The 25161-nt window shown below is 61.5% G+C and carries 20 protein-coding genes; 19 read left to right on the top strand and 1 reads right to left on the bottom strand.

Going from position 1 to position 25161, the window contains the following annotated elements; all coding sequences use genetic code 11:
• Positions 1–49: 49 nt before the first annotated feature.
• The 19 genes from rsmH (at position 50) to BJP08_RS04800 (ending at position 24218) form a co-directional block, all read left to right on the top strand.
• The gene (rsmH, locus tag BJP08_RS04890; protein ID WP_143110024.1) at positions 50–1048 is read left to right on the top strand and encodes a 16S rRNA (cytosine(1402)-N(4))-methyltransferase RsmH; all 999 of its coding nucleotides are present in this window, start codon (positions 50–52) and stop codon (positions 1046–1048) included.
• Between the two features lie 14 nt (positions 1049–1062).
• Complete coding sequence (locus BJP08_RS04885) at positions 1063–1770, top strand: hypothetical protein (protein WP_071568516.1); 708 nt, start codon at positions 1063–1065, stop codon at positions 1768–1770.
• Between the two features lie 63 nt (positions 1771–1833).
• Positions 1834–3771, top strand: a complete 1938-nt coding sequence (locus tag BJP08_RS04880; protein ID WP_143110017.1) for a penicillin-binding protein 2 — start codon at positions 1834–1836, stop codon at positions 3769–3771.
• 21 nt (positions 3772–3792) lie between these two features.
• Positions 3793–5310, top strand: coding sequence for a UDP-N-acetylmuramoyl-L-alanyl-D-glutamate--2,6-diaminopimelate ligase (locus BJP08_RS04875; RefSeq protein WP_071568610.1), 1518 nt, complete (start codon positions 3793–3795; stop codon positions 5308–5310).
• Positions 5311–5319: 9 nt separating this feature from the next.
• On the top strand, positions 5320–6858 hold the full coding sequence (gene murF, locus BJP08_RS04870; protein ID WP_071568515.1) for a UDP-N-acetylmuramoyl-tripeptide--D-alanyl-D-alanine ligase: 1539 nt from the start codon (positions 5320–5322) through the stop codon (positions 6856–6858).
• Positions 6859–6867: 9 nt separating this feature from the next.
• A complete protein-coding gene (mraY, locus tag BJP08_RS04865) occupies positions 6868–7977 on the top strand; it encodes a phospho-N-acetylmuramoyl-pentapeptide-transferase (protein WP_071568514.1) in 1110 nt (369 codons plus the stop codon).
• Positions 7974–9389, top strand: coding sequence for a UDP-N-acetylmuramoyl-L-alanine--D-glutamate ligase (gene murD / locus BJP08_RS04860; protein ID WP_071568513.1), 1416 nt, complete (start codon positions 7974–7976; stop codon positions 9387–9389). Before mraY ends, murD begins: the two co-directional genes overlap by 4 nt.
• A 43-nt stretch (positions 9390–9432) precedes the next feature.
• Entirely contained in the window at positions 9433–10920 is a 1488-nt protein-coding gene (locus BJP08_RS04855; RefSeq protein ID WP_071568512.1) for an FtsW/RodA/SpoVE family cell cycle protein, read from the top strand.
• A 33-nt stretch (positions 10921–10953) separates the two neighbouring features.
• Positions 10954–12033: an undecaprenyldiphospho-muramoylpentapeptide beta-N-acetylglucosaminyltransferase gene (gene murG / locus BJP08_RS04850; RefSeq protein ID WP_071568511.1), complete on the top strand. Its 1080-nt coding sequence runs from the start codon at positions 10954–10956 to the stop codon at positions 12031–12033.
• A 7-nt stretch (positions 12034–12040) separates the two neighbouring features.
• Positions 12041–13528 carry a UDP-N-acetylmuramate--L-alanine ligase gene (gene murC, locus BJP08_RS04845; RefSeq protein ID WP_071568510.1) on the top strand — a complete coding sequence of 496 codons (1488 nt, stop codon included), beginning with the start codon at positions 12041–12043 and terminating at the stop codon, positions 13526–13528.
• 1 nt (position 13529) lies between these two features.
• Complete coding sequence (locus tag BJP08_RS04840) at positions 13530–14279, top strand: cell division protein FtsQ/DivIB (RefSeq protein ID WP_083428407.1); 750 nt, start codon at positions 13530–13532, stop codon at positions 14277–14279.
• Between the two features lie 154 nt (positions 14280–14433).
• Positions 14434–15651, top strand: a complete 1218-nt coding sequence (ftsZ, locus tag BJP08_RS04835; RefSeq protein WP_083428406.1) for a cell division protein FtsZ — start codon at positions 14434–14436, stop codon at positions 15649–15651.
• 9 nt (positions 15652–15660) lie between these two features.
• The gene (gene pgeF, locus BJP08_RS04830) at positions 15661–16401 is read left to right on the top strand and encodes a peptidoglycan editing factor PgeF (RefSeq protein ID WP_071568508.1); all 741 of its coding nucleotides are present in this window, start codon (positions 15661–15663) and stop codon (positions 16399–16401) included.
• Positions 16402–17115: a YggS family pyridoxal phosphate-dependent enzyme gene (locus tag BJP08_RS04825; RefSeq protein ID WP_071568507.1), complete on the top strand. Its 714-nt coding sequence runs from the start codon at positions 16402–16404 to the stop codon at positions 17113–17115.
• 70 nt (positions 17116–17185) lie between these two features.
• A complete protein-coding gene (locus tag BJP08_RS04820; protein ID WP_071566053.1) occupies positions 17186–17674 on the top strand; it encodes a cell division protein SepF in 489 nt (162 codons plus the stop codon).
• Positions 17675–17724: 50 nt separating this feature from the next.
• A complete protein-coding gene (locus BJP08_RS04815) occupies positions 17725–18018 on the top strand; it encodes a YggT family protein (RefSeq protein ID WP_071566054.1) in 294 nt (97 codons plus the stop codon).
• A 270-nt stretch (positions 18019–18288) separates the two neighbouring features.
• A complete protein-coding gene (locus BJP08_RS04810) occupies positions 18289–19293 on the top strand; it encodes a DivIVA domain-containing protein (RefSeq protein WP_071568506.1) in 1005 nt (334 codons plus the stop codon).
• A 343-nt stretch (positions 19294–19636) separates the two neighbouring features.
• The gene (ileS, locus tag BJP08_RS04805; RefSeq protein ID WP_071568505.1) at positions 19637–22825 is read left to right on the top strand and encodes an isoleucine--tRNA ligase; all 3189 of its coding nucleotides are present in this window, start codon (positions 19637–19639) and stop codon (positions 22823–22825) included.
• A gap of 7 nt (positions 22826–22832) precedes the next feature.
• Positions 22833–24218: a DNA polymerase IV gene (locus BJP08_RS04800; protein ID WP_071568504.1), complete on the top strand. Its 1386-nt coding sequence runs from the start codon at positions 22833–22835 to the stop codon at positions 24216–24218.
• On the opposite strand, the gene BJP08_RS04795 is transcribed toward BJP08_RS04800, so the two are convergent.
• A complete protein-coding gene (locus BJP08_RS04795; RefSeq protein ID WP_071568503.1) occupies positions 24207–25118 on the bottom strand; it encodes an asparaginase in 912 nt (303 codons plus the stop codon). The two genes, BJP08_RS04800 and BJP08_RS04795, sit on opposite strands and share 12 nt — an antisense overlap.
• Positions 25119–25161 lie beyond the last annotated feature (43 nt).

Genomic DNA, 25161 nt, shown 5'->3' with positions numbered 1-25161 from the left:
TCAAAACAACGCAGTGAAGGGAGTGTGCCCGACGATGGTGGAAGCCGCGATGGACTTTGATCCGGTGGCAAACCGTGGCCACGTTCCTGTCATGCGTAACCGAATGGCGGAATTGCTCGCGCCAGCGGTTGAGCAGTTCGGTGATCACGCTGTAATTGTCGACGGCACCCTCGGCGCGGGCGGGCATACAGAATACTTTCTCTCTACATTTCCGAACACGTACGTCATCGGAATCGACCGTGACCCGCACGCATTAGCGGCTGCGACTGAGCGGCTGGCCCAGTTTGGCGACCGCTTCGTTCCAGTGCAAGCTCGCTTTGACGCAATTGGCGAGGTTGCCGCGTCCGACGAGCGTGCGCCATTCGATATTGTCCGTGAGCGCGGAGTTGCCGGGGCGCTGTTTGATCTTGGTGTGTCCTCGATGCAGCTGGACCAGGAAGAGCGAGGTTTCGCGTACAAGGCTGACGCCCCGCTCGATATGCGGATGGACACAACGCAGTCGCTGACGGCTGCGGATGTGCTGAATACCTATTCGCACGGTGACTTGGCGCGCATCCTTAAGACGTATGGTGACGAACGCTTCGCGGGCAAGATTGCCCGAGCGATCCTTCAGCAACGCGAGCGGGAACCATTTACGACGAGTGCTCGGCTCGTGGAACTGCTCTACGACACAATCCCGGCAGCCACCCGCAGGTCTGGCGGCCACCCGGCGAAGCGTACCTTCCAGGCACTGCGAATCGAGGTAAACCGCGAGCTCGAGGCGGTTGAGCGAGTGCTCCCCGTCATTACCGACCTACTGGGTGTGGGCGGTCGAGCGGTCTTTATGAGTTACCAATCGCTCGAGGACAAGATCGTCAAGGCGGCGTTTCGGGAACTCACGGAGTCGAAAACCCCGCCGGGACTCCCGATGGACCTTCCAGGAACGCAGCCGCTGTTCCGTTCCATCACTAAGGGGGCGGAGAAGGCGTCGAAAACTGAAATTGAACATAACCCTAGAGCGGCGTCCGTACGGGTACGTGGTGTCGAGAAACTAGCACAAAGCAACTAAGGAACTGATCAATCATGGCAGCACGAGAGTACAGCGGATCGAATACGACGCTGACGCGCGGTGATCAGGTGCGACCGCAGACGCGACGCTCCAGCCAGCAGCGTGGCTCGAACACTCGGCTGCTCAACCCGGGCATTCGGCCACATGTTCCGCACCCGCGAGCGCATGGTCGATTGGGGTCGAAGCAGGTTGTGTCCTACAGGGGGCGTCGTATTGCACAGCCAGCTGCCGCTAAGAAGCAGCTCTCGTTAACGTTCACGGTGACGGTGGTGTTGCTCATTATTGGTGTTGTTGCAGCGATGGGGTTGAGCGCGCTTTCGACGACACAGACGTTTACCATTCAGCGGCTGCAGTCGCAGGAGCGCGAATTGACCAACCGTGTTGAGTCGCTGACACGAGACCTCGAGGATCGTAGGTCTTCTGCTGAAATCGCGCAGCGTGCCGGTGACGCTGGTTTGTTGGTTCCGTCGGCCCCAGGGATCGTCGCGGTGCACGAGGACGGCAGTGTGCACGAACAGCGCCCGTTCGACCCGAACGAGACAGCAGGCGTTGTGGACGTCAACGAGTCGCACGCGCGATCGGGGCGCGCGTCGAGTGATCAGCAAGCAACTCGTGAAATCGGCGATTCGCTCACCCAGCTTCCGGGGAACAACGTGCTTGGCAGCGCTTCACGGTTGGACAACGTGGCGCCGTATGCACCGAATGTCCCGTCTACGCTCTAAGCTCTAAGGACACGAATCGTTGCTAACCCGTTGAACATAGTGGAGTGAGGTGAATACAGGGCAGTGGTCGAATCGCCTCATGCGCCAAAGACACGTCGAAGCGTGCTGCATCAGCGTTCCCAATGGGCAGTCATTTTGTTCCTTGTCATCAGCGTCTTGCTGGTCGGCAGGCTGTTTCTTGTGCAGGTCGTGTGGGGGCCTCAGTTGCGGGAGCAGGCACAGTCGCAGCGCGCTAGGATCTACACAGACCCCGCACGGCGCGGGGAGATCGTGGACCGCGAAGGCAACCACCTGGCCTATACGATGCAGGCGCGATCGCTGACCGTGTCGCCGGTGACGCTCCGCAAAGAGCTGACTGAGCAAGTGATGCTCGCCGAGAACCTGCGAAACCTTGACGACGAAGCGACGCGAGCGATGGTTGACGCGCGCGTCGAAGATATTCTGCGCACGATGGCCAACGAGATCCCCGTCATGATTGGCGAGGCGATGGGCGAAGAGGACGTCGAGAAGCGAGGCGTTGATGACATGCGTAGCGTGGGCAAGGTCGATGCGCGAGACATCCTTGAGAAGCTGCACGCGGATACGAACTACGAAGTGCTGGTCCGGAATGTGGACCCGGATGTGGCGTCGAAAATTGCTACCGAATTCCACGGCGTGGCCTCTGACCACCAGGATATCCGCCAGTACCCAAACGGGGCGATCGCGGAAAACATCCTTGGCAAAGTGTCGATGGACGGGCAAGGGCAGTTTGGGCTTGAAGCCTCGAGCGACGCAGTGCTGACCGGTATCAACGGGCGCAAAACGGAGGATGTGTCGAACGACGGGCAGTCCATCCCAGGCACGCTGCGCGATGTGGTACCAGCGGTTGATGGCGCGAAGATCACCTTGACGATCGACCTGGACCTGCAGTCATTCGTGCAGCAGACCCTGGAGAATGCGAAGCGCAACTCGCTGGCGAAGGACGCAGAGGCTGTAGTACTTGACGCCCGGAGTGGCGAGGTACTCGCGATGGCGAATACATCAACCATCGACCCGAACGGGGACATCGAGCGGCAGCTGCGCGAAGGCAAGGACTTCAGTAACAACGCGATCTCGCACCCGTTTGAGCCCGGCTCCGTTGCGAAGATCATCGCTGCCACCGCAGCCATCGAAGAGAAAGTGACCTCGCCGGACGAAGTGCACCAGGTGCCTGGTTCCATCGACATGGCTGGCATTACTGTGCGCGATGCGTGGGAACACGGCGTCATGCCGTACACCACTGCGGGTATCTTCGGAAAGTCCTCGAACGTGGGCACGCTGCAGATTGCGCAGAAGCTTGGCGAGGAACGCTACTGGGACTACCTGCAACGCTTCGGGATTGGAAGCACGACTGGCATTGAGCTGCCTAACGAGTCCGCCGGTCTTTTGCCTGTGCTGGAGCAGTGGTCGGGAGGCACGTTCGCGAACCTACCGATCGGACAGGGCATGAGTTGGACGGCGCTGCAGATGGCGAGCGTCTACCAAACACTTGCCAACGGTGGTGAGCGGATCGAGCCTCGGATCATTCGAAGCATTGAAAGCGCCGAGGGCACGCAGCTGGAGCAGCCCGCGCCGGAGCGGCATCGTGTGGTGTCGGAGTCGACGGCGCGGACGGTTGTGGACATGTTCCGCTCCACGTTCCAGAACGACCCGGCCGGAATCAATAGCGGTACCGCGCACAACAGTCAATTGCCTGGCTACCAGCTGTCGGGGAAGACGGGCACCGCGCAGAAGGTCAACCCCGACACGGGCGCGTACTCGCAGAGCCAGTTCTGGATCACGTTTGCAGGAATCGCGCCTGCGGATGACCCGCGTTTCGTCGTCGCCGTAATGCTTGACGAACCGCAGCGGGGTCCGAAAGAGGGCGGCGCAGGCGGCCAATCGGCGGGGCCAGTGTTTACAGAGATTGCAAGCTGGTTGATTAACAGGGAGAACCTGCCACCAAGCCCGGAAGCCCACCAGTACGTTTTGCAAGCCCAGTAGGGAAGTTTCACAATGAATGACATGACGCAGACAACACCGAACGCGCCTACACTGGAGGCGCTCGCAGCGCTGTCTGGTGGGACGTTGCGTAACGCCCCAACACAGCCGCTGACCATCGAAGAAATTGCACTCGACTCGTCCAAGATTGCACCCGGGGGGCTGTTCGCAGCGCTGCCAGGTACGCGTGTGCACGGTGCAACGTTTGCGAAGCAGTGTCCGGCCGGTGCGATTTTTACAGATCGTGCGGGTGCAGAGATTCTTGAGTCACAAGGCGAGCAACGGCCCGTGTTGGTTGTTGAAGATGTACGCGCGGTGCTTGGTGATGTCTCTGCGGAGGTCTATGGGCATCCTTCTGAGCAGATGACTCTCCTTGGAGTTACCGGTACGTCCGGGAAGACCACTGTGACATACATGCTGGAAAAGGGCCTTGAGGCAGCAGGCGCGAAGGTTGGGCTGATCGGCACGACTGGTACAAAGATTCTCGGGGAGCCCGTTCCCACGTCTTTGACCACTCCGGAAGCGCCGACGCTTCAGGCGCTGTTTCGTCGGATGCTCGAGGCTGGGGTGACGCATGTGGTGATGGAGGTTTCCTCCCACGCGCTGATGCTGGGCCGCGTCAGCGGCACGTCGTTTGATGTCGCTGGGTTTACGAATCTCAGCCAGGACCACCTTGATTTCCATCATTCGATGGAGGAGTACTTCGAGGCGAAGGCTCTGTTCTTCGACCCGAGTTCTCGTAGCGCGGCGAAGCGCGCGGTGGTGTGCGTTGATGACGAGTGGGGCGAGCGCATGGCGGAGCGTGCACACGAGCCGGTTCGAGTAGGCACTCGAGGACAAGCGGGCCTCGATGTCAGCGCGAAGCAGCTTTCGGTCGATACGACCGGTGCACAGGAGATTTCCTTATCGACGTCCAATTCGACCCACACGCTGCGTCTGCAGATGCCGGGTGCGTTTAACGTTGCAAACGCAGCGTTGGCCACGGCGATGGCGTACACGGCGGGGATTGATGTGGATGTATTTATCGGCGGGCTTGCGCAGGCTCAGGTGCCGGGGCGCATGGAGCGTATCGACTGCGGGCAGCCGTTTGTAGCTGTCGTGGATTATGCACACAAGCCGGCGGCGATCGCTGCAGTGCTGGATACGCTACGTGAGCAGGTCACCGGTAGGGTTGGTGTGGCTGTTGGCGCTGGTGGGGACAGGGATACGTCGAAACGCGTTATCATGGGCCGCGAATCTGCGAAGCGTGCGGATTTTGTGGTGGTGACCGATGACAATCCTCGTACAGAAGAGCCGGCTGCCATTCGTGCGGAGGTGCTGCGTGGTGCGCAAGAGTTTACGGATGCGCCGCACCACCCGGAGGTTTGCGAAATCGGGGACCGCGCTGCCGCTATTGACGCGTTGGTGCAGTGGGCCCAGCCAGGCGATGCGATCATTGTTGTTGGCAAGGGGCACGAGGTCGGCCAGATTGTTGGTACCACCACGCACCACTTCGATGACCGGGAAGAGATGCGACGTGCCCTAGAAACCTTCGCGAGGTAATAGAAGAAAATGATTGAGTGTTCGTTGGGCGAGATCGCCAATATCGTCGGGGGGAAACTGTCGAGAGAGGCGGATCCGGAGGCGAAAGTGACCGGCGGTGTCGAGTTCGATTCGCGAAAGGTGTCTGCGGGGGATCTCTTCCTGGCGCTGAAGGGGGCGCGGGTTGATGGACACGACTTCGTAGGCACGGCCTTGGAGCAGGGCGCAGTTGCGGCGTTGACTACGCGTGAGGTTGGCGCTCCCGCGGTGATCGTGCCATGTGCCGAGGTGCGACCTGATGACAACTCTGATTTGGCGGCAAGCGACCCGACGGGTAGCGCACTCGGTGTGGTAGGCGGTCTTTCGAAGCTGGCGGCGCATGTGGCGCGGTGCCTTGTCAATGAACACGGCCTCACCGTTGTGGGCGTCACGGGCTCGGCAGGCAAGACTTCGACGAAAGACCTGATCGCCGCGGTGCTCCGCCAGGCAGGCGAAACTGTGGCACCCCCCGGATCGTTTAACAACGAGATTGGCCACCCGTACACGGTGCTGCGTTGTACGACGGAGACGGCGTTTTTGGTCGCCGAGATGTCGGCGCGTGGCATTGGACACATCGCACACCTTGCAAAGATTGCTCCGCCATCGACGGGTGTGGTGCTCAACGTTGGTTCTGCACACCTGGGGGAGTTCGGCTCGCGCGAGGCCATTGCACAGGCGAAAGGCGAGTTGGTGGAAGCGCTCCCGGATGCTGCGCACGGCGGTATTGCAGTGCTGAACCTCGATGACCCGTACGTCGCGGCAATGCGTTCCCGGACCACCGCGAAGGTATGGGTGTTTTCTGCGGCGGGTTCGCCGGAGGCGGACTTCTACGCAACCGACGTCACCCTGGATGAGGTAGCACGATCGTCGTTTGTGTTGCACACTCCCGATGGCGAAGCGCACCGGGTGCACCTCGGAGTGCACGGCGCGCATCAGGTGGGCAACGCGCTCGCCGCGGCGGCAGTCGGGTTTGGCGCAGGTATGCAGCCAGAGACGATCGCTGAAGCATTAAGTAACGCCAGGACCGTGTCGGTGAACCGGATGGATGTGCGCACCCGCGAGGACGGGGTGACCGTCATCAATGATTCGTACAACGCGAATCCCGAGTCGATGCGCGCGGGCATTGCTGCGCTGGCGTCCACGGCCGCGGCGCGTCCGGGGACAACACGTTCGATCGCGGTACTCGGTGAGATGGGGGAGCTCGGCGAGGAGTCTTCGGCGGCGCACGCTGAGCTCGCCGCCGAGCTGGTGAATTACAACATCACTGATCTCGTCGCAGTGGGGCAAAGCGCCGCCATGGAGGCACTTGCGCGAGCTGCGGGCGAGCGGGGCGTCGCTACGCAGCGTGTTGCCGACGCCGTCGAGGCCGGCGACCTTGTCCAAGCAATGCTCGAGGGATCGTCTGACTCGGCGGTGGTGCTGGTCAAGGCGTCGAATGTCCAAAAGCTGTGGGTGGTGGCTGAACATTTATTGCGTGCCCGTACGCTTGACAGTCAAAGTAAGTCAACGAAAGAGAATGAAGCAAGGTAGCAGTCTCACATGATTCAAGTAATTGTCGCAGGAGTTATTAGCTTCCTCGTTTCCATTTTTGTTACCCCTTTGTTGATCCGGTACTTCCACCGCCGCGAGATCGGCCAGGAAATCCGTGAGGATGGGCCGCAGTCGCACGCGCGCAAGCGCGGAACGCCGACGATGGGCGGTATCGCGATCCTGCTCGCCATCACGCTGGGCTACCTGGCAAGTTCGGTTGTCGCGATGGCCATGAATCACGCGGCGTTTACCGCGAGTGGCGTCATTGTCCTGGGCTTGACGTTGTCACTCGGTCTCGTCGGGCTTGCCGACGACGGCATCAAACTTTTCATGAAACGCAACCTCGGACTCAACAAGACCGCGAAGCTTGTTTCCCAGTTCGCAATCGCGATCGTTTTTGGCTTGCTGATTACGCGTTTCCCCGACGAGAACGGATTGACGCCAGGCTCGACGCTGCTGAGCTTTGTTCGCGATATCGAAACGATCGACATCGCGGTCGGCGGTGGTATCCTCGGCGCAATTCTCTTCCTCATCTTCATCTATATTTTGCTGGCTGCTTGGTCGAACGCGGTGAACCTCACTGACGGTCTCGATGGGCTCGCTGCCGGTACGACTGCGCTGGTAATGGGCGCCTACACCATGATTACGTTCTGGCAGTTCCGGAACTCCTGCGAGGCGGCACTTGCCGCTGGGTGTTACAACGTCCGCGACCCTCTTGACTTGGCGGTTCTCGCCGCGGCAGGCTTCGGCGCCTGCGTGGGCTTCTTGTGGTGGAACGCGTCCCCAGCCAAGATCTTCATGGGTGATACGGGTTCGTTGGCGCTCGGTGGTCTCGTGGCGGGCCTGTCGGTCGCTTCCAAGACCGAGCTGTTGATGATCATCATCGGCGCGCTGTTCGTACTCGAGGCGGCGTCGGTAGTCATCCAGGTCGCGTCGTTCAAATCCACCGGCAAGCGCGTGTTCCGGATGGCGCCGTTCCACCACCACTTTGAGCAAGGCGGCTGGGCAGAGACCACCGTGGTCGTGCGTTTCTGGCTAATCGCCGCGATGGCGGTCGCGCTCGGCACAGCGATTTTCTACGGTGAGTGGCTCACACAGAACGGAGTGACACTGTCATGATTGACACGAGCGTGATTCCCAGGGAGATTTCTCACGGTGTGTTGCTCGCAGGCGCCGGGGTCTCGGGCCGCGGCGTGCTTGGTATGTTGTCGCAGATCGGTGTCGAGTGCATCGTCGCGGACGACAACGAGGCCAACCGTGAGTTTGCTGAGCGCACGTGGGGAGTGCGGGCCGTCGAGACGCAGCAGGCGCACGAGTACTTCGACGAGGTCGGGGTCGTGGTGACGTCTCCAGGGTGGAGGCCAGACACACCACTGCTTATCGACGCCGCCACAGCACAGCTCGACGTCATTGGCGATGTGGAACTGTGCTACCGGCTCGACCGCGCTGGCGTGTTCGGGCCACCACGCGAATGGCTGGTCGTGACGGGGACGAACGGTAAGACGACGACAACCGGCATGTTGGCAGCCATGATGCAGGTGGCATCCGCGCGCACGGGCAAGCGCGCGCTTGCGTGCGGAAACATCGGAACCGCGGTGGCGGACGCAGTCTCGGACGCTGACCGCGTTGACGTGCTGGTGGCCGAGCTGTCGAGTTTCCAGCTGCACTGGTCGAGCCAGCTTGTGCCGGATGCGGCTGTGTTGCTGAACCTCGCCGACGACCACATCGATTGGCATGGTTCGTTCGAGGCCTACGCGGCCGCGAAGGCGAAGGTGCTGAACGCGCCGAACGCTGTAGTCGGTGTTGACGACGCACACGTCCAGGCGATCGTTGCGCAGCGCCCCGGCAAGAAGTTCTTCGGCTTCACGTTGGGCGAGCCTCGCGAGGGCGAAGTCGGCGTCATCGATGGCACGCTCGTTGCACGATGCGACGGGGTGCTTCTCGAGCTGACTGACGCAGACGACATTGAGCCTTCAGGTGCCGCGGGAGTGCTGGATGCAGGTGCCGCTGCCTCGGTGGCCTTGTTGCGTGGCGTGACACCTGAAGAGATTCGAGAAGCACTTGCTCACTTCCACGTTGCGGGCCATCGCGGTGCCGTGGTGCATGAAGCGAATGGCGTGCGGTGGATCGACAATTCGAAGGCGACGAACCCACACGCGGCTGATTCGGCGTTAACCGGCGCGGGCACAGTCGTGTGGGTTGCCGGTGGCCAGCTGAAGGGCGCTGCGATTGACGAGGTCGTCGAGAAGCATGTGGGGCACATGCGTGCCGTTGCGCTGCTTGGGGTCGACCGCATGGAGATTTATGACGCCGTCAAGCGATTGGCGCCGGACCTCCCAATCTTCGTGACTGATTCCACGGACCCGGACGCGGCGATGGATGCTGTGGTCCGCTTTGCCGGCGAGCAGGCACAATCTGGGGATAGCGTCGTGCTGGCGCCTGCTGCGGCGAGCCTCGATATGTATCCGGGCATGTCCGCGCGCGGGGACGCGTTTCGTGCGGCCGCCAAGCGACACTTTTCACTACAGTAACTTGAGACACAACAGTACTCGCAGCGAACCGTAAAGAGGTGCCATGAAGCGAAATCGTCGACAGCAGCCGCCGACGCGCGCGCCGAAAACCGGCACCCGTGACGTGCCTCAAAGCGCACTCGGGCGGGCGCACACGTCGTTTATTGCTGCGCTTGAACAGCGCCCCCTTATCGACTACACCGTGATTCGAACCGTGGTGTTGGTGCTTGCGGCACTCGGCGTCGTCATGGTTATGAGCTCCTCGATGGCCTCATCGTTTGCTGCCTCGAGCAGCGTGTGGTCGACTGCTCTTCGCCAGTCCCTGATGGTGCTGGCCGGACTCGTGCTGTTTTGGGTATCGCTGATGATTCCTCCCGAACGCATCCGCAAGTTTGCTACGCCACTGTTTTTGTTCGCCGTGCTCTTGTTGGTCCTGGTGCTGTTGATCGGTACCGGACGTGAGGAAGTCGGTTCGCAGTCGTGGCTGATGCTTGGCTCGTTGACGATGCAGCCATCAGAGTTTGCGCGCGTCGCCATCGCAATCTGGGGAGCCTCAGTGCTGTCGAAGAAGCAGCCGCCTGCGTCGGGGCCTGCGTGGCAGTCACCAACCGCGCAGTTCCTGCTTGGCTCGGGCGTGTGCATCCTGCTGATCGCGAAGCAGGGCGACGCCGGCATGACGATGTCGTTTGCGGCCATCGTTATTTTCGTGCTGTGGTTTGCAGGCTTCCCACTGAAAGCGATTGGCATCCTCTGTGGCCTCAGCGGTGCTGCGGTGATAGCACTGTTTCTGCTCGGTGGCTTCCGCTCGCAGCGCTTCCACGTCTACTTCGAGGCGCTGTTCGGGAACTTCAGCGATACACGTGGCGCGGCGTTCCAGTCGCACCAGGGCTTCCTCTCTCTCGCAGACGGCTCCATCTTCGGTGTCGGTCTTGGGCAGTCCCGTGCGAAGTGGTTCTACCTGCCAGAGGCACGAAACGACTTCATCTTCGCCGTCATCGGCGAGGAACTCGGCATGTGGGGCGGCGCGATGGTCATCGCGCTGTTCGCTGCACTTGGCTACTTCGGCCTGCGGACTGCGCAGCGAGCGCAGACGACCTTCCAGGGGCTCGCCGCCGCGTCGCTGACGGCGGGTGTAGTTTCGCAGGCGTTCATCAACATCGGCTACGTCGTAGGCCTCGTGCCCGTGACTGGTATCCAGCTGCCGATGCTGTCCGCCGGCGGTACCTCTGCCGTGATCACGCTGTGGTCAATGGGCATGCTGGCCTCCATCGCCCGACATGAGCCCGATGCGGTCTCTGCCATGCAGAACTATGGGCGCCCCCGCTTTGACAGGATGCTGTTCCTCCCGGAGCCGAAGGCTGCCGCCCAGCTGCGTCGGGCCCGCATACCACGCGCGCAGGCGCATCCTCCCCGGACACAGAGCTACGGGGTACCCGTGACACACCGAGCAGCCGCAGAGAACCGCACGCACCGTCACACCCCTCGACCCTCGAGGAATGTAACACAGCGCCGAGAACGACCGAACCAAGCAGAGCGACGTCGGTACCGTTAGGTGGTCGTCGACAAGGAAAGGACGAGATTCCCCATGGACAACACCCAGCACACTGTCGTGCTCGCAGGCGGTGGTACCGCCGGGCATATTGAGCCGGCGCTCGCAGTAGGGGAAGTGCTTCGCGAGCAGCACGGCGCAAACGTGATCGCGCTCGGCACGGAGCGTGGCCTGGAAACCACAATCGTGCCTGCACGTGGGTTCGAGCTTGCGCTGATTGACCCAGTCCCGATCCCGCGCAAGAAACCCTGGAAGTTGCTCGGTGTGCCGTTCAAGCTTGCGCGTTCCGTGCAGCAGACGCGGAAGGTGATGAAGGACTCGAAAGCCGAGGCTGTATTCGGCACCGGCGGATACGTGTCAGCATCCGCGTATCTCGCGGCGGCGTCGTTGCGGATTCCTTTCTTCGTCCTGGAAACCAACGCGCTGGCTGGGATGGCAAACAAGCTTGGCGTCAAGCTCGGTGGCGTAGGGCTCAATGCGGTAGCGAATTCAGGCATGCCCGGCGATGTCGTGGGGATTCCGGTGCGGCCTGGGGTGGGCATCGATACGGACGGCGCGAAAGCGCAGCGCGGCTACAAGATGTGGAACCTTGACCCCGAACGGCCCGTGGTGCTCATCACTGGTGGGTCGCAGGGCGCGGTGAGCATTAATCGTGCCGTGGCCGGAGCCATCGAAGAGATCACCGCGCAGGGCTATCAGGTGTTGCACGCGTACGGCAGGAAGAACGACGCGCCGAAGCCGCACGAAGGCTACACTGCGGTGCCGTACATCGACGACATGGAGGCGGCCTACGCCGTGGCGGACATGGTCGTGTGCCGTTCAGGGGCCATGACCGTCGCCGAAAACTCGGCTGCGGGTTTGCCGGCTGTCTACATTCCGCTGCCGCACGGCAACGGGGAGCAGGGACTCAACTCTGCGCACCTCGTGGCCACCGGTGCAGCGTTGCGTATCGACGACGCCGAACTCACCCCCGCCACGCTTGCCCGCAGTGTGCATGAGATTTTGGGTCAGCCCGAACGATCACAGCACATGCGCGAAGCCCTCGAGCATTCCGGTGCGGGTAGTGTGGCAGAAGATCTCGCCGCACAGATCATTGCGACTATTACGAAGGAGTAACCCCGTCATGTCTTCCGAACACACCACCGCGTCTGGTTCCGTGGACCTCTCCCGCGTACATCTAGTCGGTATCGGTGGCGCTGGTATGAGCGGCGTTGCCCATATTCTGCTCGACCGTGGGGCAGTCGTGACTGGGTCCGATGTGAAGGACTCCCGCCCGGTCCGTGCGCTGCGTTCGCAGGGCGCGCACGTCGCAGTGGGGCACGACGCCGCCAACCTTGAGTTGACTGGCCAGCTGCCGACCGTCGTGGTGACCAGCTTCGCCGCGATCCCGCAGGACAACCCGGAACTTGTTCGCGCGAAGGCGGAGGGCATTCCTGTGATTCGCCGCTCTGACCTGCTCGGCGAGCTCATGGAGGGCTACACCCAGCTGCTGCTGGCAGGTACCCACGGCAAGACGTCGACTACGTCGATGACCGTGGTTGCGTTGCAGACTGCGGGCGAGGACCCGTCGTTTGCGATCGGTGGCCAGCTGAATAAGGCCGGTACCAACGCGCACCACGGGGCAGGCGACATCTTTGTGGCCGAGGCTGATGAGTCTGATGCGTCGTTGCTGCGGTACAAGCCAAACATTGCCGTCATCACCAATATCGAGCCCGACCACCTGGATTACTTCGGAACGGACGAAGCGTACTTCAAGGTGTTTGACGATTTCGCTGACCGCGTACAACCAGGGGGCTTCCTCGTTGTCTGCATGGATGACGAGCACGCTGCCGCGTGCGGCGAACGAGCCCTGCAGCGCGGCGTCAACGTCGTTGGCTACGGCACGGAGGAGGCTGCTGCGGCGCACCCAGACATCCCGGCGGGAGCCGTGGTTGTTGAAGAGTACATCGATGGCTCCTACGTCGACGTCCGCGCCCGCCTGAACACCGGCGGTGAAACCACCGATTACACCTATCGACTTTCGATCCCTGGGCGCCACATGGTGCTCAACTCCCTGGCTGCGCTGCTCTCTTCGACGCTGGCGGGCGCAGATCCAGAGAAGATCGCTGCAGGTCTCAGTGGGTTTTCTGGGGTTCGCCGCCGCTTCGAGTTCAAAGGCGCTGTAGAGGAAGGGCCGTTTGCGGGAACCCGCGTGTACGACGATTACGCGCACCACCCAACAGAGGTCACTGCTGTGTTGACGGCTGCACGCGAGAAGGTTGAATCTGAGGACAAGGGTGCGCGCGTCGTCGTGTGCTTCCAGCCGCACCTGTATTCGCGGACGCAGAACTTTGCACAGGAGTTTGCCGACGCCCTCTCGCTCGCGGACGTGGTCATGGTGCTAGACATCTTCGGTGCCCGCGAAGCCCCGGTTGAAGGTGTGACCAGCAGGCTTATCACCGACAAGATGGACAGTTCGGTTCCGGTCGTGCTAGAGCCGAACTTCCTGGCTGTCCCGGTAACTCTGGCATCGATGGTTCGTCCTGGGGACGTCATCCTGACGATGGGCGCAGGGTCGGTGACGATGCTCGCAGACGAGATTCTCGCGCAACTGCGACAAACGGAGGCGTAGCGTGACCGAACAAGAAGCCTTCGAGACCGAGCGCCTCGACACTGAGCAGCTCGACGAGTTCGGGGATGAAGATTCGGAAACGCGTGGTAAGAGCAAGCGCAAGCGCCGGTTCGCCATTGCGGGCGCGGTTATTGCGGGCCTCGCTGTGTTCGGAATCGCGCTACCGTTCACACCGCTGATGCCAGTTAAGGGCGTGGTGGTGGACGGTAACAGCGTGCTCACTCCTGAGGCGGTACAGGCCCAGTCGGATATCGAGCTGGGCACGCCAATGGGCTTGGTTAAGGTGCGTCGTGCCGCTGAGAATATCGTCCAGGATCCTTGGGTGGACGTCGTCACGGTGCACCGCGACTGGCCGAGCACCGTGCGGGTCGACCTGAAAGAGCGAGTTGCCGTCGCATACCTGCAACAGCCCGATGGTGCGCACCTGATCGATACCGAGGGCAAGGACTTCCTGATCGCGGAGCCTCCCGTTGGGGCGATGGAGCTTGTAGGCGTCGATGTCGAGAACAAGGACCAGATGCGGGACGCTGTGGCAATTGCGGCGTCGCTAAGCAACGGTGCGCGTGCGCAGGTTGCCGCCTTGGAAACGAAGGGCCCGTACTCGTTTGTGCTGCGGCTGCACGACAACCGCAGGGTGGTGTGGGGCGCTTCCGAAGATAATGCCAATAAGTCGTTGGCGTTTGAAACCGTGCTGCAACGGGAAGGCACCGAGTTTAATATTTCGAATCCGGAGCTGATCACTGCGCGGTAGCGCAGTAAAACCCCAGGTCAAAACCCTAAAGTAAAGGTTTAGGGTCGAGACACGCCGAGGGAAACAATAAATTTTTTCGCGTTTTCGCCCATGATGGGATGCGTTACCGAAATTGTTGAAGTTCTAAGAAGTTTTGAAAGGCGAGACACTACCAATGACCTCTCCCGCAAACTACCTCGCCATGATCCGAGTCGTCGGTGTCGGCGGCGGTGGCGTTAACGCTGTCAACCGCATGATCGAAGAGGGCCTGAAAGGCGTGGAGTTCGTTGCGATCAACACGGACTCGCAGGCACTGCTCTTCACTGATGCAGACACGAAGCTCGACATTGGGCGTGAGGCGACTCGCGGACTTGGCGCCGGCGCGAACCCTGAGGTTGGCCGGACCTCCGCTGAGGACCATAAGCAGGAAATCGAAGAGTCCCTCAAGGGCTCGGACATGGTCTTCGTGACCGCTGGCGAGGGCGGCGGCACGGGCACCGGTGCTGCACCTGTCGTTGCTGGTATTGCGAAGAAGATGGGCGCGCTGACCATTGGCGTCGTGACCCGTCCGTTTACGTTCGAGGGTAAGCGCCGTACCCGTCAGGCGCTTGAAGGCATCGCGAATCTGAAGGAAGTGTGTGACACCGTCATCGTCATTCCGAATGATCGCCTGCTGCAGTTGGGCGATTCGGACCTGTCGATGATGGACGCTTTCCGCGCGGCGGATGAGGTGCTGTACAACGGTGTTCAGGGTATTACGAACCTGATCACCATCCCGGGCATGATTAACGTTGACTTCGCTGACGTACGCTCGGTCATGGCTGACGCCGGCTCCGCCCTGATGGGTGTCGGTTCCTCCCGCGGGGAGAACCGCGTGATGAACGCAATGGAGCAGGCTATCAACTCGCCACTGCTTGAGACCACCATGGAGGGCGCAAAGGGCGTGCTCATTTCCGTTGCTGGTGGCTCCGACCTCGGCCTGAACGAGACCAGCGCCGCAGCATCCATCGTGGAAGAAAAGGCTGACGATGACGCGAACATCATCTTCGGCACGATCATCGACGACAATCTCGGTGACGAGGTGCGCGTCACGATTATCGCAACAGGCTTCGACGAGAAGGCCAATGCGCGTCCCGATGCGCAGCAGCCGGTAGACGCGTCCGCAGCGCCTGCAAATGAGGCCGTGGCTCCGTCGCCATCCCGCGGGTCACTGTTTGAGGACCGCGGTACGGAGCAGGAGCGCGAGGATTCGTACCAGGCACGTCATCGTTTCGAGCCGCACCGCTCGGGTCTCTTTACCGGCGGCGACTCTGAGTCCTCCTACGAGCGCCGTGGGCGCGAGGGCCGTGGCGGCGACGATTTCGACGTCGATGTCCCTGATTTCTTGCGTTAGTCTGGGAGCATGACTGACTCACTTCTCGACGTAGCACAGCGCCCCGTCCGCATGGTTTTTACGAGCCGTGCGGGCGGGGCGTCGTCGTCCCCATATGATTCGTTTAACCTGGCGCTCCATGTAGGGGATGATCCGGAGGCTGTGCGGGCGAACCGCGCGCGGTTGGCGTCGCTGCTTGGGGTTGATGAGGGGCGCTTCGTCTGGATGGAGCAGCTCCACACCCCAACGGTGACAGTGGTGGACGGGCCGCAGCCTGAGCCTGTCGAGGCCACGGACGCCATCGTGACGACGACCCCGAACCTTGCACTGTGCGTGCTCGTCGCAGACTGCACGCCGGTATTGCTGGCCGATTCGGTCGCCGGGGTAGTTGCAGCTGTACATGCTGGGCGTCTCGGGGCGCGCAACGGTATCGTGCGTAAGACCGTCGAGAAGATGTGTGAGCTGGGCGCCAAGCCCTCACAGATTCAGGCGCTGCTCGGCCCGGCGGCGGCTGGCGCGTCCTATGAAGTGCCAGCAGACATGGCGGCAGATGTGGAACGCAAGCTGCCAGGGTCCAGGACGACCACGCAGGCTGGCACCACTGGGCTGGACATTCGTGCTGGAATTCGACGCCAGCTCAGCGAGTTGGGCGTCCAGCGTATCGATGTTGACCCGCGCGACACCATCGCGGACGAGGACTTCTTTTCGTACCGGAGAGAATCGACTACTGGGCGCCAGGCCGGCGTCATTTGGCTAACTGGAGTGAAGTAAATGAGCACAACTGATATTGCAAGCAACCTCGCGAAGGTGCAAGAACGGATTCGTGCAGCCGAGCACGCGGCAGGGCGGGAGCCTGGCAGTGTGGCGTTGCTCCCGGTGACGAAGTTTCACCCCTGTTCGTCGATCGAGGTGCTCGCCTCGGAGGGCATTCGGCTGGTGGGCGAGAATCGGGAACAGGAAGCCAGCAGTAAAGTGGCAACCCTCAAGGAGCACGGCGTTGACTGTGGCATCGCGATGATTGGCCAGATCCAATCGAAGAAGGCGAACGCCGTGGCGCGGTGGGCGAGCGAGGTGCACTCGCTTGACTCGCTGAAGCTTGCGAAGGGTCTTGAGCGGGGAATGGCACTCGCGCTGGAGCGTCGGGACCGGACGTCCGAGGTACTCCCATGCCTCGTCCAGGTGTCCGCCGATGGCGACGAGAGCCGCGGTGGCATTGCAGTGGGCAATATCCCCGAGTTGGTAGACGCGCTCGAGGAAGTCGAGCACCTGCACTTCGATGGCTTCATGGTTGTTCCGCCGTTAGACGCAGATGCGGGCGCGGTATTCGACAAGGTCCGCGAGCTTCGCGATACCTACGCGACGCAGCTCGGGCGCGCATTGCGCTTCTCCGCGGGGATGTCTGCGGATTTTGAGGAAGCGATTGCGCACGGCTCAGATGTGGTGCGTGTCGGAACGGCTGTAATGGGGCCGAGACCCGTAGGCTAAAGCCCTAATCTGGAATTACATACGAGTAATTTCTGCCCGTCAGCACAGGCAACACACGAGGAGCACCTAGATGTCTTTTTTCGGCAGCGCGAAAGAATTTTTCGGTCTTGGCCCGTTCAACGAAGATGACCCATACTTCGACGAAGTGCAGTACGACGAGCGCGAGAATCGCCGCGAAGACACGGCAAGGCCGTCGCGTACATCTGAGTATGGCGGGGAAGAGCGGTACCGTTCCTCGGCTACTCGCGACTTCGCTGAACGTGCACCGAAGTCCTACACTCCGCAGGTTGTGTCCACCGCTCCTCGCAACTACAACGACGCGAAGGATATCGGCGAACCGTTCCGCGACGGCGACGCCGTGATCATGGAGCTGACTGATCTGGACGCTCACGATGCGAAGCGCATTGTCGACTTCGCCGCAGGTCTGTGCTTCGCACTGCGCGGCAACATGTATAACCTGAGCCGAGGCATTGAGACCCGCCGTCGCGTCTTCGCGATCGTTCCGGAGAATGCTCGCCTGACTGAGGTTGAGCTGCAGCACACGGCGCGTCTTCGCTAATCGACGCCCAGCTCTGCCAAACATCACGAAGAACAGGTAGTGTGTGACGCGTGTCTTTACTAGGAGCAATTCTTTACGCCGCGCTCGGGCTGTACTCGCTGATTGTGGTTATCAGGATCATCGTTGAGATGGTGCAATCCTTCTCGAAGCAGTTCGACCCGCCGAGTTGGTTTATGGTCATTGCGGAAGGCATGTTCGTGCTTACGGACCCGCCTGTGAAGTTCTTCCGCAAGCTGATTCCGCCCATGAGGATGAGTGGCGGCGTTGGGATCGATGTCAGCGTCATTGTGCTTTTCGTGGCCATTATGCTGCTGCAGATGCTGGTTCGCGTCACCATGCTGTAGCAGTTCACTTCTAAGGCACCTACCTACGTAGGTGCCTTTTTTGATGAACGTTCCCGTAATTTACACCAAGTTTGGGATGAAGTATTGGGCATCGGGGGCAGAAAAGGGGTATAACTGGCGGTGATGCCTGGTGCGTGTGAACCCATGCGTTACTATGGATCGATAAAAGAATGACGAACTATTAGATTTTAGGGTTCGCTTCCCGTAGCGTGGGAGGCAATCTGTGTCCGTGATGGTGCGGGCACAATATCGACATCGAAGGGAACGCCAATGCCGCTGACACCAGCAGACGTGCACAATGTCGCTTTCAGCAAACCACCAATTGGTAAGCGGGGCTACAACGAGGACGAGGTTGACCAGTTCCTTGACCTCGTAGAGGACACGCTTGCGCAACTGCAAGATGAGAACGATGATCTTCGCGCTCGTGTTGAAGAGTTCGGTGCTGGCGGATCTGCTGCTCCGGTTGCACCAGCGGCTGCATCTAGCGATGTCGACGAGGCTGAGATTGCGCAGCGCGTCGAGAAGAAGCTCCGCGCCGAGTATGAGCAGAAGCTTCGCGCTGCGCAGGAAGCGAAGGTAGCGGCCGAGAAGGATGCTCAGGCGGCGAAGCAGGAAGCAGCGAAGGCTCGTCAGGAAGCTGAGCAGGCTGCCAAGCAGGCCCCGAAGGCTGCTGCGCCGCAGCAGGCCGCAGCTGTCGACCAGAACTCTGCTTCTGCAGATACGCATATGCAGGCAGCCAAGGTATTGGGCCTTGCGCAGGAGATGGCAGACCGCCTCACCAACGACGCGCAGGCAGAGGCTCGCTCGATGCTCGACGAGGCCCGTGGTTCCGCGGAGCGTCAGCTCGCAGATGCTGAGGCTCGTTCGAAGAAGCAGCTGTCCGAAGCTGAGACCCACTCCCGTGAGCAGATTCAGGCTGCTGAGCGTCAGGCTGCAGAGACGAAGCAGTCGGCTGAGGCTCGTGCACAGCAGCTCGTGGCGGATGCCGAGAAGAAGGCTGAGGAGACCACGAACGAGGCCAACTCGCGCGCTGAGGCACAGATCCGTCAGGCTGAGGAGCAGGCAACCAAGCTGCGCACCGAAGCCGAGCGTAAGCACACCGAGATCATGAACACGGTGAAGCAGCAGCAGACAGCTCTTGAGAACCGCATTGCGGAGCTCCGTACCTTCGAGCGTGAGTACCGTACGCGTCTGCGTACGCTGCTCGAGTCGCAGCTGGAAGAACTGGAGACTCGCGGTACGTCTGCCCCGAGTGGCGACGCCGGCAACAAGTAGTTTCTTTCGAACTTCAACCACCATTCACCACGGTGAATGGTGGTTGTTGCTTTTTCGGGCAGACGTGGGGCTAGAATAAGACCTGCTGCTTACCCCGCCAGGTGGTGGGGAGGGGCACGTGATGATCCGACCATCATCGGGGAGCGTTTCCGGAAGAACGGCTGTGGCGCCGCATTGCGCAACTGCTCATTAGAACCGGACGTAATTAGGAAGCGTTATTTCTTTCACCGCAAATGAAGCGGAAGTTCGCCTCTGGGTGGGCTTCAAGCAGGGTGGTACCGCGTGGCGTTGTTCGTTGCGTCCCTGTGATTTGGACAGCATTGTGTGTGAAGGAGAGACCGAGATGAGCAAGGTCGGAAGTGTCTACCCGAAGGTAGATCTGACCGGGGGAAGTACTGCTTTTCCGAAGATGGAGGAGCAGGTACTGAAGTACTGGAACGAGGATGATACGTTCCAGGCATCGCTGAAGCAGCGCGAAGACTGCGAAGAATATGTGTTTAACGACGGCCCTCCGTTCGCAAACGGTCTGCCGCACTACGGCCACTTGCTGACGGGCTATGTAAAGGACATTGTTCCGCGTTACCGTACGATGGCCGGATACTACGTGCCTCGCGTGTTCGGCTGGGATTGCCACGGTCTGCCTGCTGAGCTTGAGGCGGAGAAGCAGCTCGGCATCAAGGATAAGGCCGAGATTGAGAACATGGGCCTGGCTCAGTTCAACCAGTACTGCGCAAAGTCCGTGATGCACTACGCCGACGAGTGGAAAGAGTACGTAACTCGCCAGGCTCGTTGGGTTGATTTTGACAACGGCTACAAGACGATGGAGCTCCCGTACATGGAGTCCGTCATCTGGGCATTCAAGACGCTGTATGACAAGGGCCTGATCTACCAGGGCTTCCGCGTGCTGCCGTACTCGTGGGCGGAGCACACGCCGCTGTCGAACCAGGAGACGCGCCTGGATGATTCCTACCGCGACCGCCAGGACCCGACGGTGACAGTGACCATGCCGTTTACCGGTGGGCGCGAGGGGTTTGCGGCCGCGGAGACGTGGAAGCAGCATCCTGAACTGCACGACGCAGCTGCGATCGCCTGGACCACCACGCCGTGGACGTTGCCATCGAACTTGGCGCTTGCGGTCCACCCGGAGGTTGAGTACTCGCTGGTTCGTGTGGGCTCAGATGGTGAGGAAGCTATCGTCGGCAAGAAGTTGCTGCTGGCCACTGAGCTCATCGGGGCGTACGCGAAGGAATTGGGAGAGGATCGCGAGGTCGTTGCTACGTTCAAGGGCTCCGAGCTTGAGGGCCTGGAATACGAGCCGGTCTTCGACTACTTCCGCGATCAGGAAAATGCGTTCATGGTGCTCAACGCGGAGTACGTCACCACCGAGGACGGTACTGGCGTTGTCCACCAGGCGCCTGCATTCGGTGAAGACGATATGTACACCTGCCAGGACTACGGCATCGATTTGGTGATCCCGGTGGATGCTGACGGTAAGTTCACCTCGCTGGTGCCGGAGTACGAGGGCAAGCTGGTCTTTGACGCGAACCGCGACATCATCCGCGACCTGCGTGCCAAGCAGCGCGTTGTTCGTGACCAGACGATCGTGCACTCCTACCCGCACTCGTGGCGCTCGGGCGAGCCGCTGATCTACATGGCGCTGCCGGCATGGTTTGTGAAGGTCACCGAGTTCCGCGACCGCATGGTGGAACTGAACCAGCAGATCGACTGGATCCCGTCTCACATCCGTGACGGCCAGTTTGGCAAGTGGTTGGAGGGCGCGCGTGACTGGAACATCTCGCGTACTCGATACTGGGGTTCCCCGGTGCCGGCGTGGGTGTCGGATAACCCGGAGTACCCGCGCGTGGACGTGTACGGTTCACTCGATGAGCTAGAGAAGGACTTCGGTGTTCGTCCGAAGTCGCTGCACCGTCCAGATATTGATGAGCTGGTGCGCCCGAACCCGGATGATCCGACCGGGAAGTCGATGATGCGCCGCGTACCGGACGTGTTGGACTGCTGGTTTGACTCTGGTTCGATGCCGTTCGCGCAATACCACTACCCGTTTGAGAACGTCGAGGAGCACGACGCTCGTCAGCCTGCGGACTTCATCGTCGAGTACTCGGGCCAGTCGCGCGGTTGGTTCTACGTGCAGCATGTCTTGGCGACGGCACTCTTCGACCGCCCGGCGTACAAGAAGGTCGTTGCGCACGGCATCGTGCTGGGCAACGACGGTTTGAAGATGTCGAAGTCGAAAGGTAACTACCCGAACGTCAACGAGGTCTTTGACCGCGATGGTTCTGACGCGATGCGGTGGTTCCTGATGTCCTCGCCAATCCTGCGCGGCGGCAATCTCATCGTGACGGAGCAGGGCATCCGCGAGGGCGTGCGCCATGCGCTGCTGCCGATCTGGAACGCGTACACGTTCCTGCAGCTGTACTCCTCCGAGGAGGCGAAGTTCAGCATGGATTCGCAGGATGTGCTGGACCGCTACATCCTTGCGAAGACGCATGACCTTGTGGCCGCGGTGAAGTCGGCGCTTGACGATACCCGCATTGCGGATGCGTGCGACGAGGTTCGCCGGTTCGCGGACTCCCTGACGAACTGGTACGTGCGCCGCTCGCGCGACCGTTTCTGGGCGGGCCAGGAGGAGCACCCGGAGGCGTTCGACACGCTGTACACGGTGCTGGAGATCCTGACCCGTGTGACGGCGCCACTCCTGCCGTACATCAGTGAGGTCATTTGGCGTGGCCTGACCGGCGGCCGCTCGGTGCACCTTGCGGACTTCCCGTCCGCGGACGCGATCCCGGCGGATCCTGCGCTGGTCAGCGCGATGGATGCTACCCGCGCAGTGTGCTCGTCGGCGTCGTCGGTGCGTAAGTCGAAGAAGCTGCGTAACCGCCTGCCGCTGCCGAAGCTCACCGTGGCGTTGGCGGGTTCGGAGCAGCTGAAGGACTTTGCATCCGTCATTAAGGATGAGGTCAACGTGAAGGAGGTCGTGCTGACTGACGACGTTGACTCGGTTGGTTCTTTCGAGGTTGTCGTGAACGCGAAGGTTGCGGGTCCGAAGCTGGGCCGTGACGTGCAGCGCGCCATCAAGAACGTCAAGGCTGGCAACTACGTCCGCGAGGGCGAAAACGTTGTTGTCGACGGCGACATCGTGCTCACTCCGGAGCTCTATACCGAGCGCCTGGTGGCGGAGGACCCGACGAGTACCGCTCGCGTCGATGCGAACGATGACGTCGTTGGACTGGTTGTGCTTGACACGGAACTGACTGAGGAGCTCGAGGCCGAGGGCTGGGCCGCCGACGTCATTCGTGGTTTGCAGGATGCACGCAAGCAGGAAGGCTACGAGGTTTCCGACCGCATCGCGGTGAAGCTGTGCGTTCCTGCCGACAAGGTCGAGTGGGCGCAGCGCCACGCTGAGCACATTGCCCATGAGACGCTGGCGACGTCCTTCGATATCGTCGAGACGCTCGACGGCGACGCACACACGGTGCATGAAGGCGTGAGCGCGGCGATTGCAAAACAGTAGGTCCGCGATGAAGCGTTGGGTCCTGCACATTGACATGGATGCGTTCTACGCCTCCTGCGAGCAGCTCACACGCCCAACGCTGCGCGGACGCCCCGTCCTTGTTGCTGGTGTCAGCGGACGGGGCGTTGTCGCGGGCGCAAGCTACGAAGCCCGCAAGTACGGGGCTCGCTCCGCAATGCCGACCCACCAGGCGGCGAAGCTGGTCGGTCCACGTGCGGTCCTCGTTGCCCCGCGACGCCCGGTGTACAAGGTGGCGTCGCAACGAGTGTTTGAAATTATCGAGCGCAACGTCAGTGTCGTGGAGCAGCTCTCCATCGATGAGGCGTTCATGGAACCCGAGGAGCTCGTGGGCGCGGACCCGGAGACGGTCCTGGAATGGGCCGAGGAGTTGCGGGCTCAGATCAAAGAGGAGACCGGACTGCCGAGCTCGATCGGGGCGGGAAGCGGCAAGCAATACGCGAAGATCGGCTCTGGGCTAGCGAAGCCTGACGGGATATACATTTTGCCGCATGAGCAGCAGGAAGCGCTGCTGCACCCGTTGAACGTCAATGAGCTGTGGGGTGTTGGGCCGGTCACGGAGGCGAAGCTTGCGCAGGCCGGGATTGAGACGATTGGGGACTTCGCGGCGTTGAGCGAAAAGGAAGTCGATATTGCACTCGGAGGGGTCGTCGCGAAGCAGTTGTGGCAGCTGGCGCGCGGGCACGATGACCGCCCGGTTGCGCCGCGCGCCGTGGCAAAGCAGATTTCCTCTGAGCACACCTTTCCGCACGATCTGACTACCGTGGCTGAAGTCGATGCGGCGGTGGAGCGCGCCGCGGAGGAGTCGCACCGCCGGTTGCTGAAAGATGGGCGTGGAGCGCGCACCGTGACCGTGAAGCTACGGATGGCGGATTTCCGCATCGAGTCGCGGTCTGCGACGCTGCCGTACGCCACCGACGATGCCGAAACGCTGCGCGCGACGGCGTTCCGCATCGTTCGCTACCCGGACGAGGTCGGCCCGATCCGACTCGTGGGTGTGTCCTATTCGGGGTTAGAGGACGCGCTGCAGGACGTACTCTTTCCAGAGCTGGACCAGGAAATTGTCCGCCCTGTCCCCGCTGATAGTGATTACGAGTCGGGGGTCAGCGACCACGTGGCCAGCAGCGATATCGCAGTAGAGCTGTACGACGGCCCCACCAGCGGCGTGTGGCGCGCGACCCAGGACGTTTACCACGAAGAGTATGGCCATGGTTGGGTCCAGGGAGCGGGCAAAGGTTGGGTCAGTGTGCGTTTTGAAACGCGGGCTACAGGCCCGGGCAAAATGCGCACACTGCGTATCGACGACCCCAAGCTCCAGCCGGGCGACCCAGTGGACTCACTCGCGTGGCAGGACTGGCTCGACTCAGAACACTGACGCCGGATCCACGCCGTTGGCCAGCGCCGTCGCGAGCGCGATGCGCGCCTGGCCAGCGCGTAGGAAACCGGCAGCGATCGCACCTTGGGCGCCAAGCGTCGCGCCACCACCCGCGCCGCCATACGCGAATGTGACCTCGCCGTAGGGCACGGAGCTCGTGACCACAACAGGGATGCCGTCGCCGAGCGCGCGAGAGATCGCTGCGCCCATGCCGGGACCGACGTTGCCGGAGCCGAGCGCCTCGACCACGATGCCGTCCGGGTGTGTGTCGGCAACCGCGTCGACAATGTTGCCGTCCGCGCCGGGCCAGGCGCGCAGGATCGGAATGCGAAGATCTGCCAAGGGTGCGGGGCGAAGCGCTGCGGGACGGGGGAGTGGACGCGCGCTGCTGAGCGCGAACGCGTCGAGAGCGTGTGTATCACGCTTGAGCAGGCCGCGGGCGGGCAGGGTTGCGCCACCGAAGTGGAGGAGCACGCCGTTGTTGCGGCGAAGCGGATCCGCAGCGGCGGCGATTGCGCCTGCGAGGTTCCCCGGACCGTCGGGGTGCGCGTGGTCGGCTGCGTGCTGCGCGCCGGTGAGCACGATTGGGCGGGGGTCGTCGTGCACGATGTCGAGTGCAAATGCGGTCTCTGCCATTGAGTCGGTGCCGTGGCTGATCACGATGCCGGCGACCTGTGGGTCGTTCAGGGCTTTGGCAGTAAGGGAGCGCAGCTTGTCGAGGTCAGCGAACGTGATCGCGGAGGAGTCGAGGCGCAGCGCGTCGTGTACTCGAACGGACTCGGCGGTGCCACTGGAGTGAACGAGTTCCTCGGCGCTGAGGGTGGGCACGAGCGCGCCGTCGGCGTTCGCGGTGCATGCGATGGTACCGCCTGTGGCGATGAGCAGTACGAAAGGTTCCATAATCTACAGCGTGCCAGAGTGGCGTATTGGTGCCAAGGTGGAA

The organism is Corynebacterium sp. NML140438 (genome assembly GCF_001875725.1).
Taxonomy (GTDB): Bacteria; Actinomycetota; Actinomycetes; order Mycobacteriales; family Mycobacteriaceae; genus Corynebacterium.
Note: the sequence above shows the minus strand (reverse complement) of the source record. Positions and strands in the feature narration are given on the sequence as shown.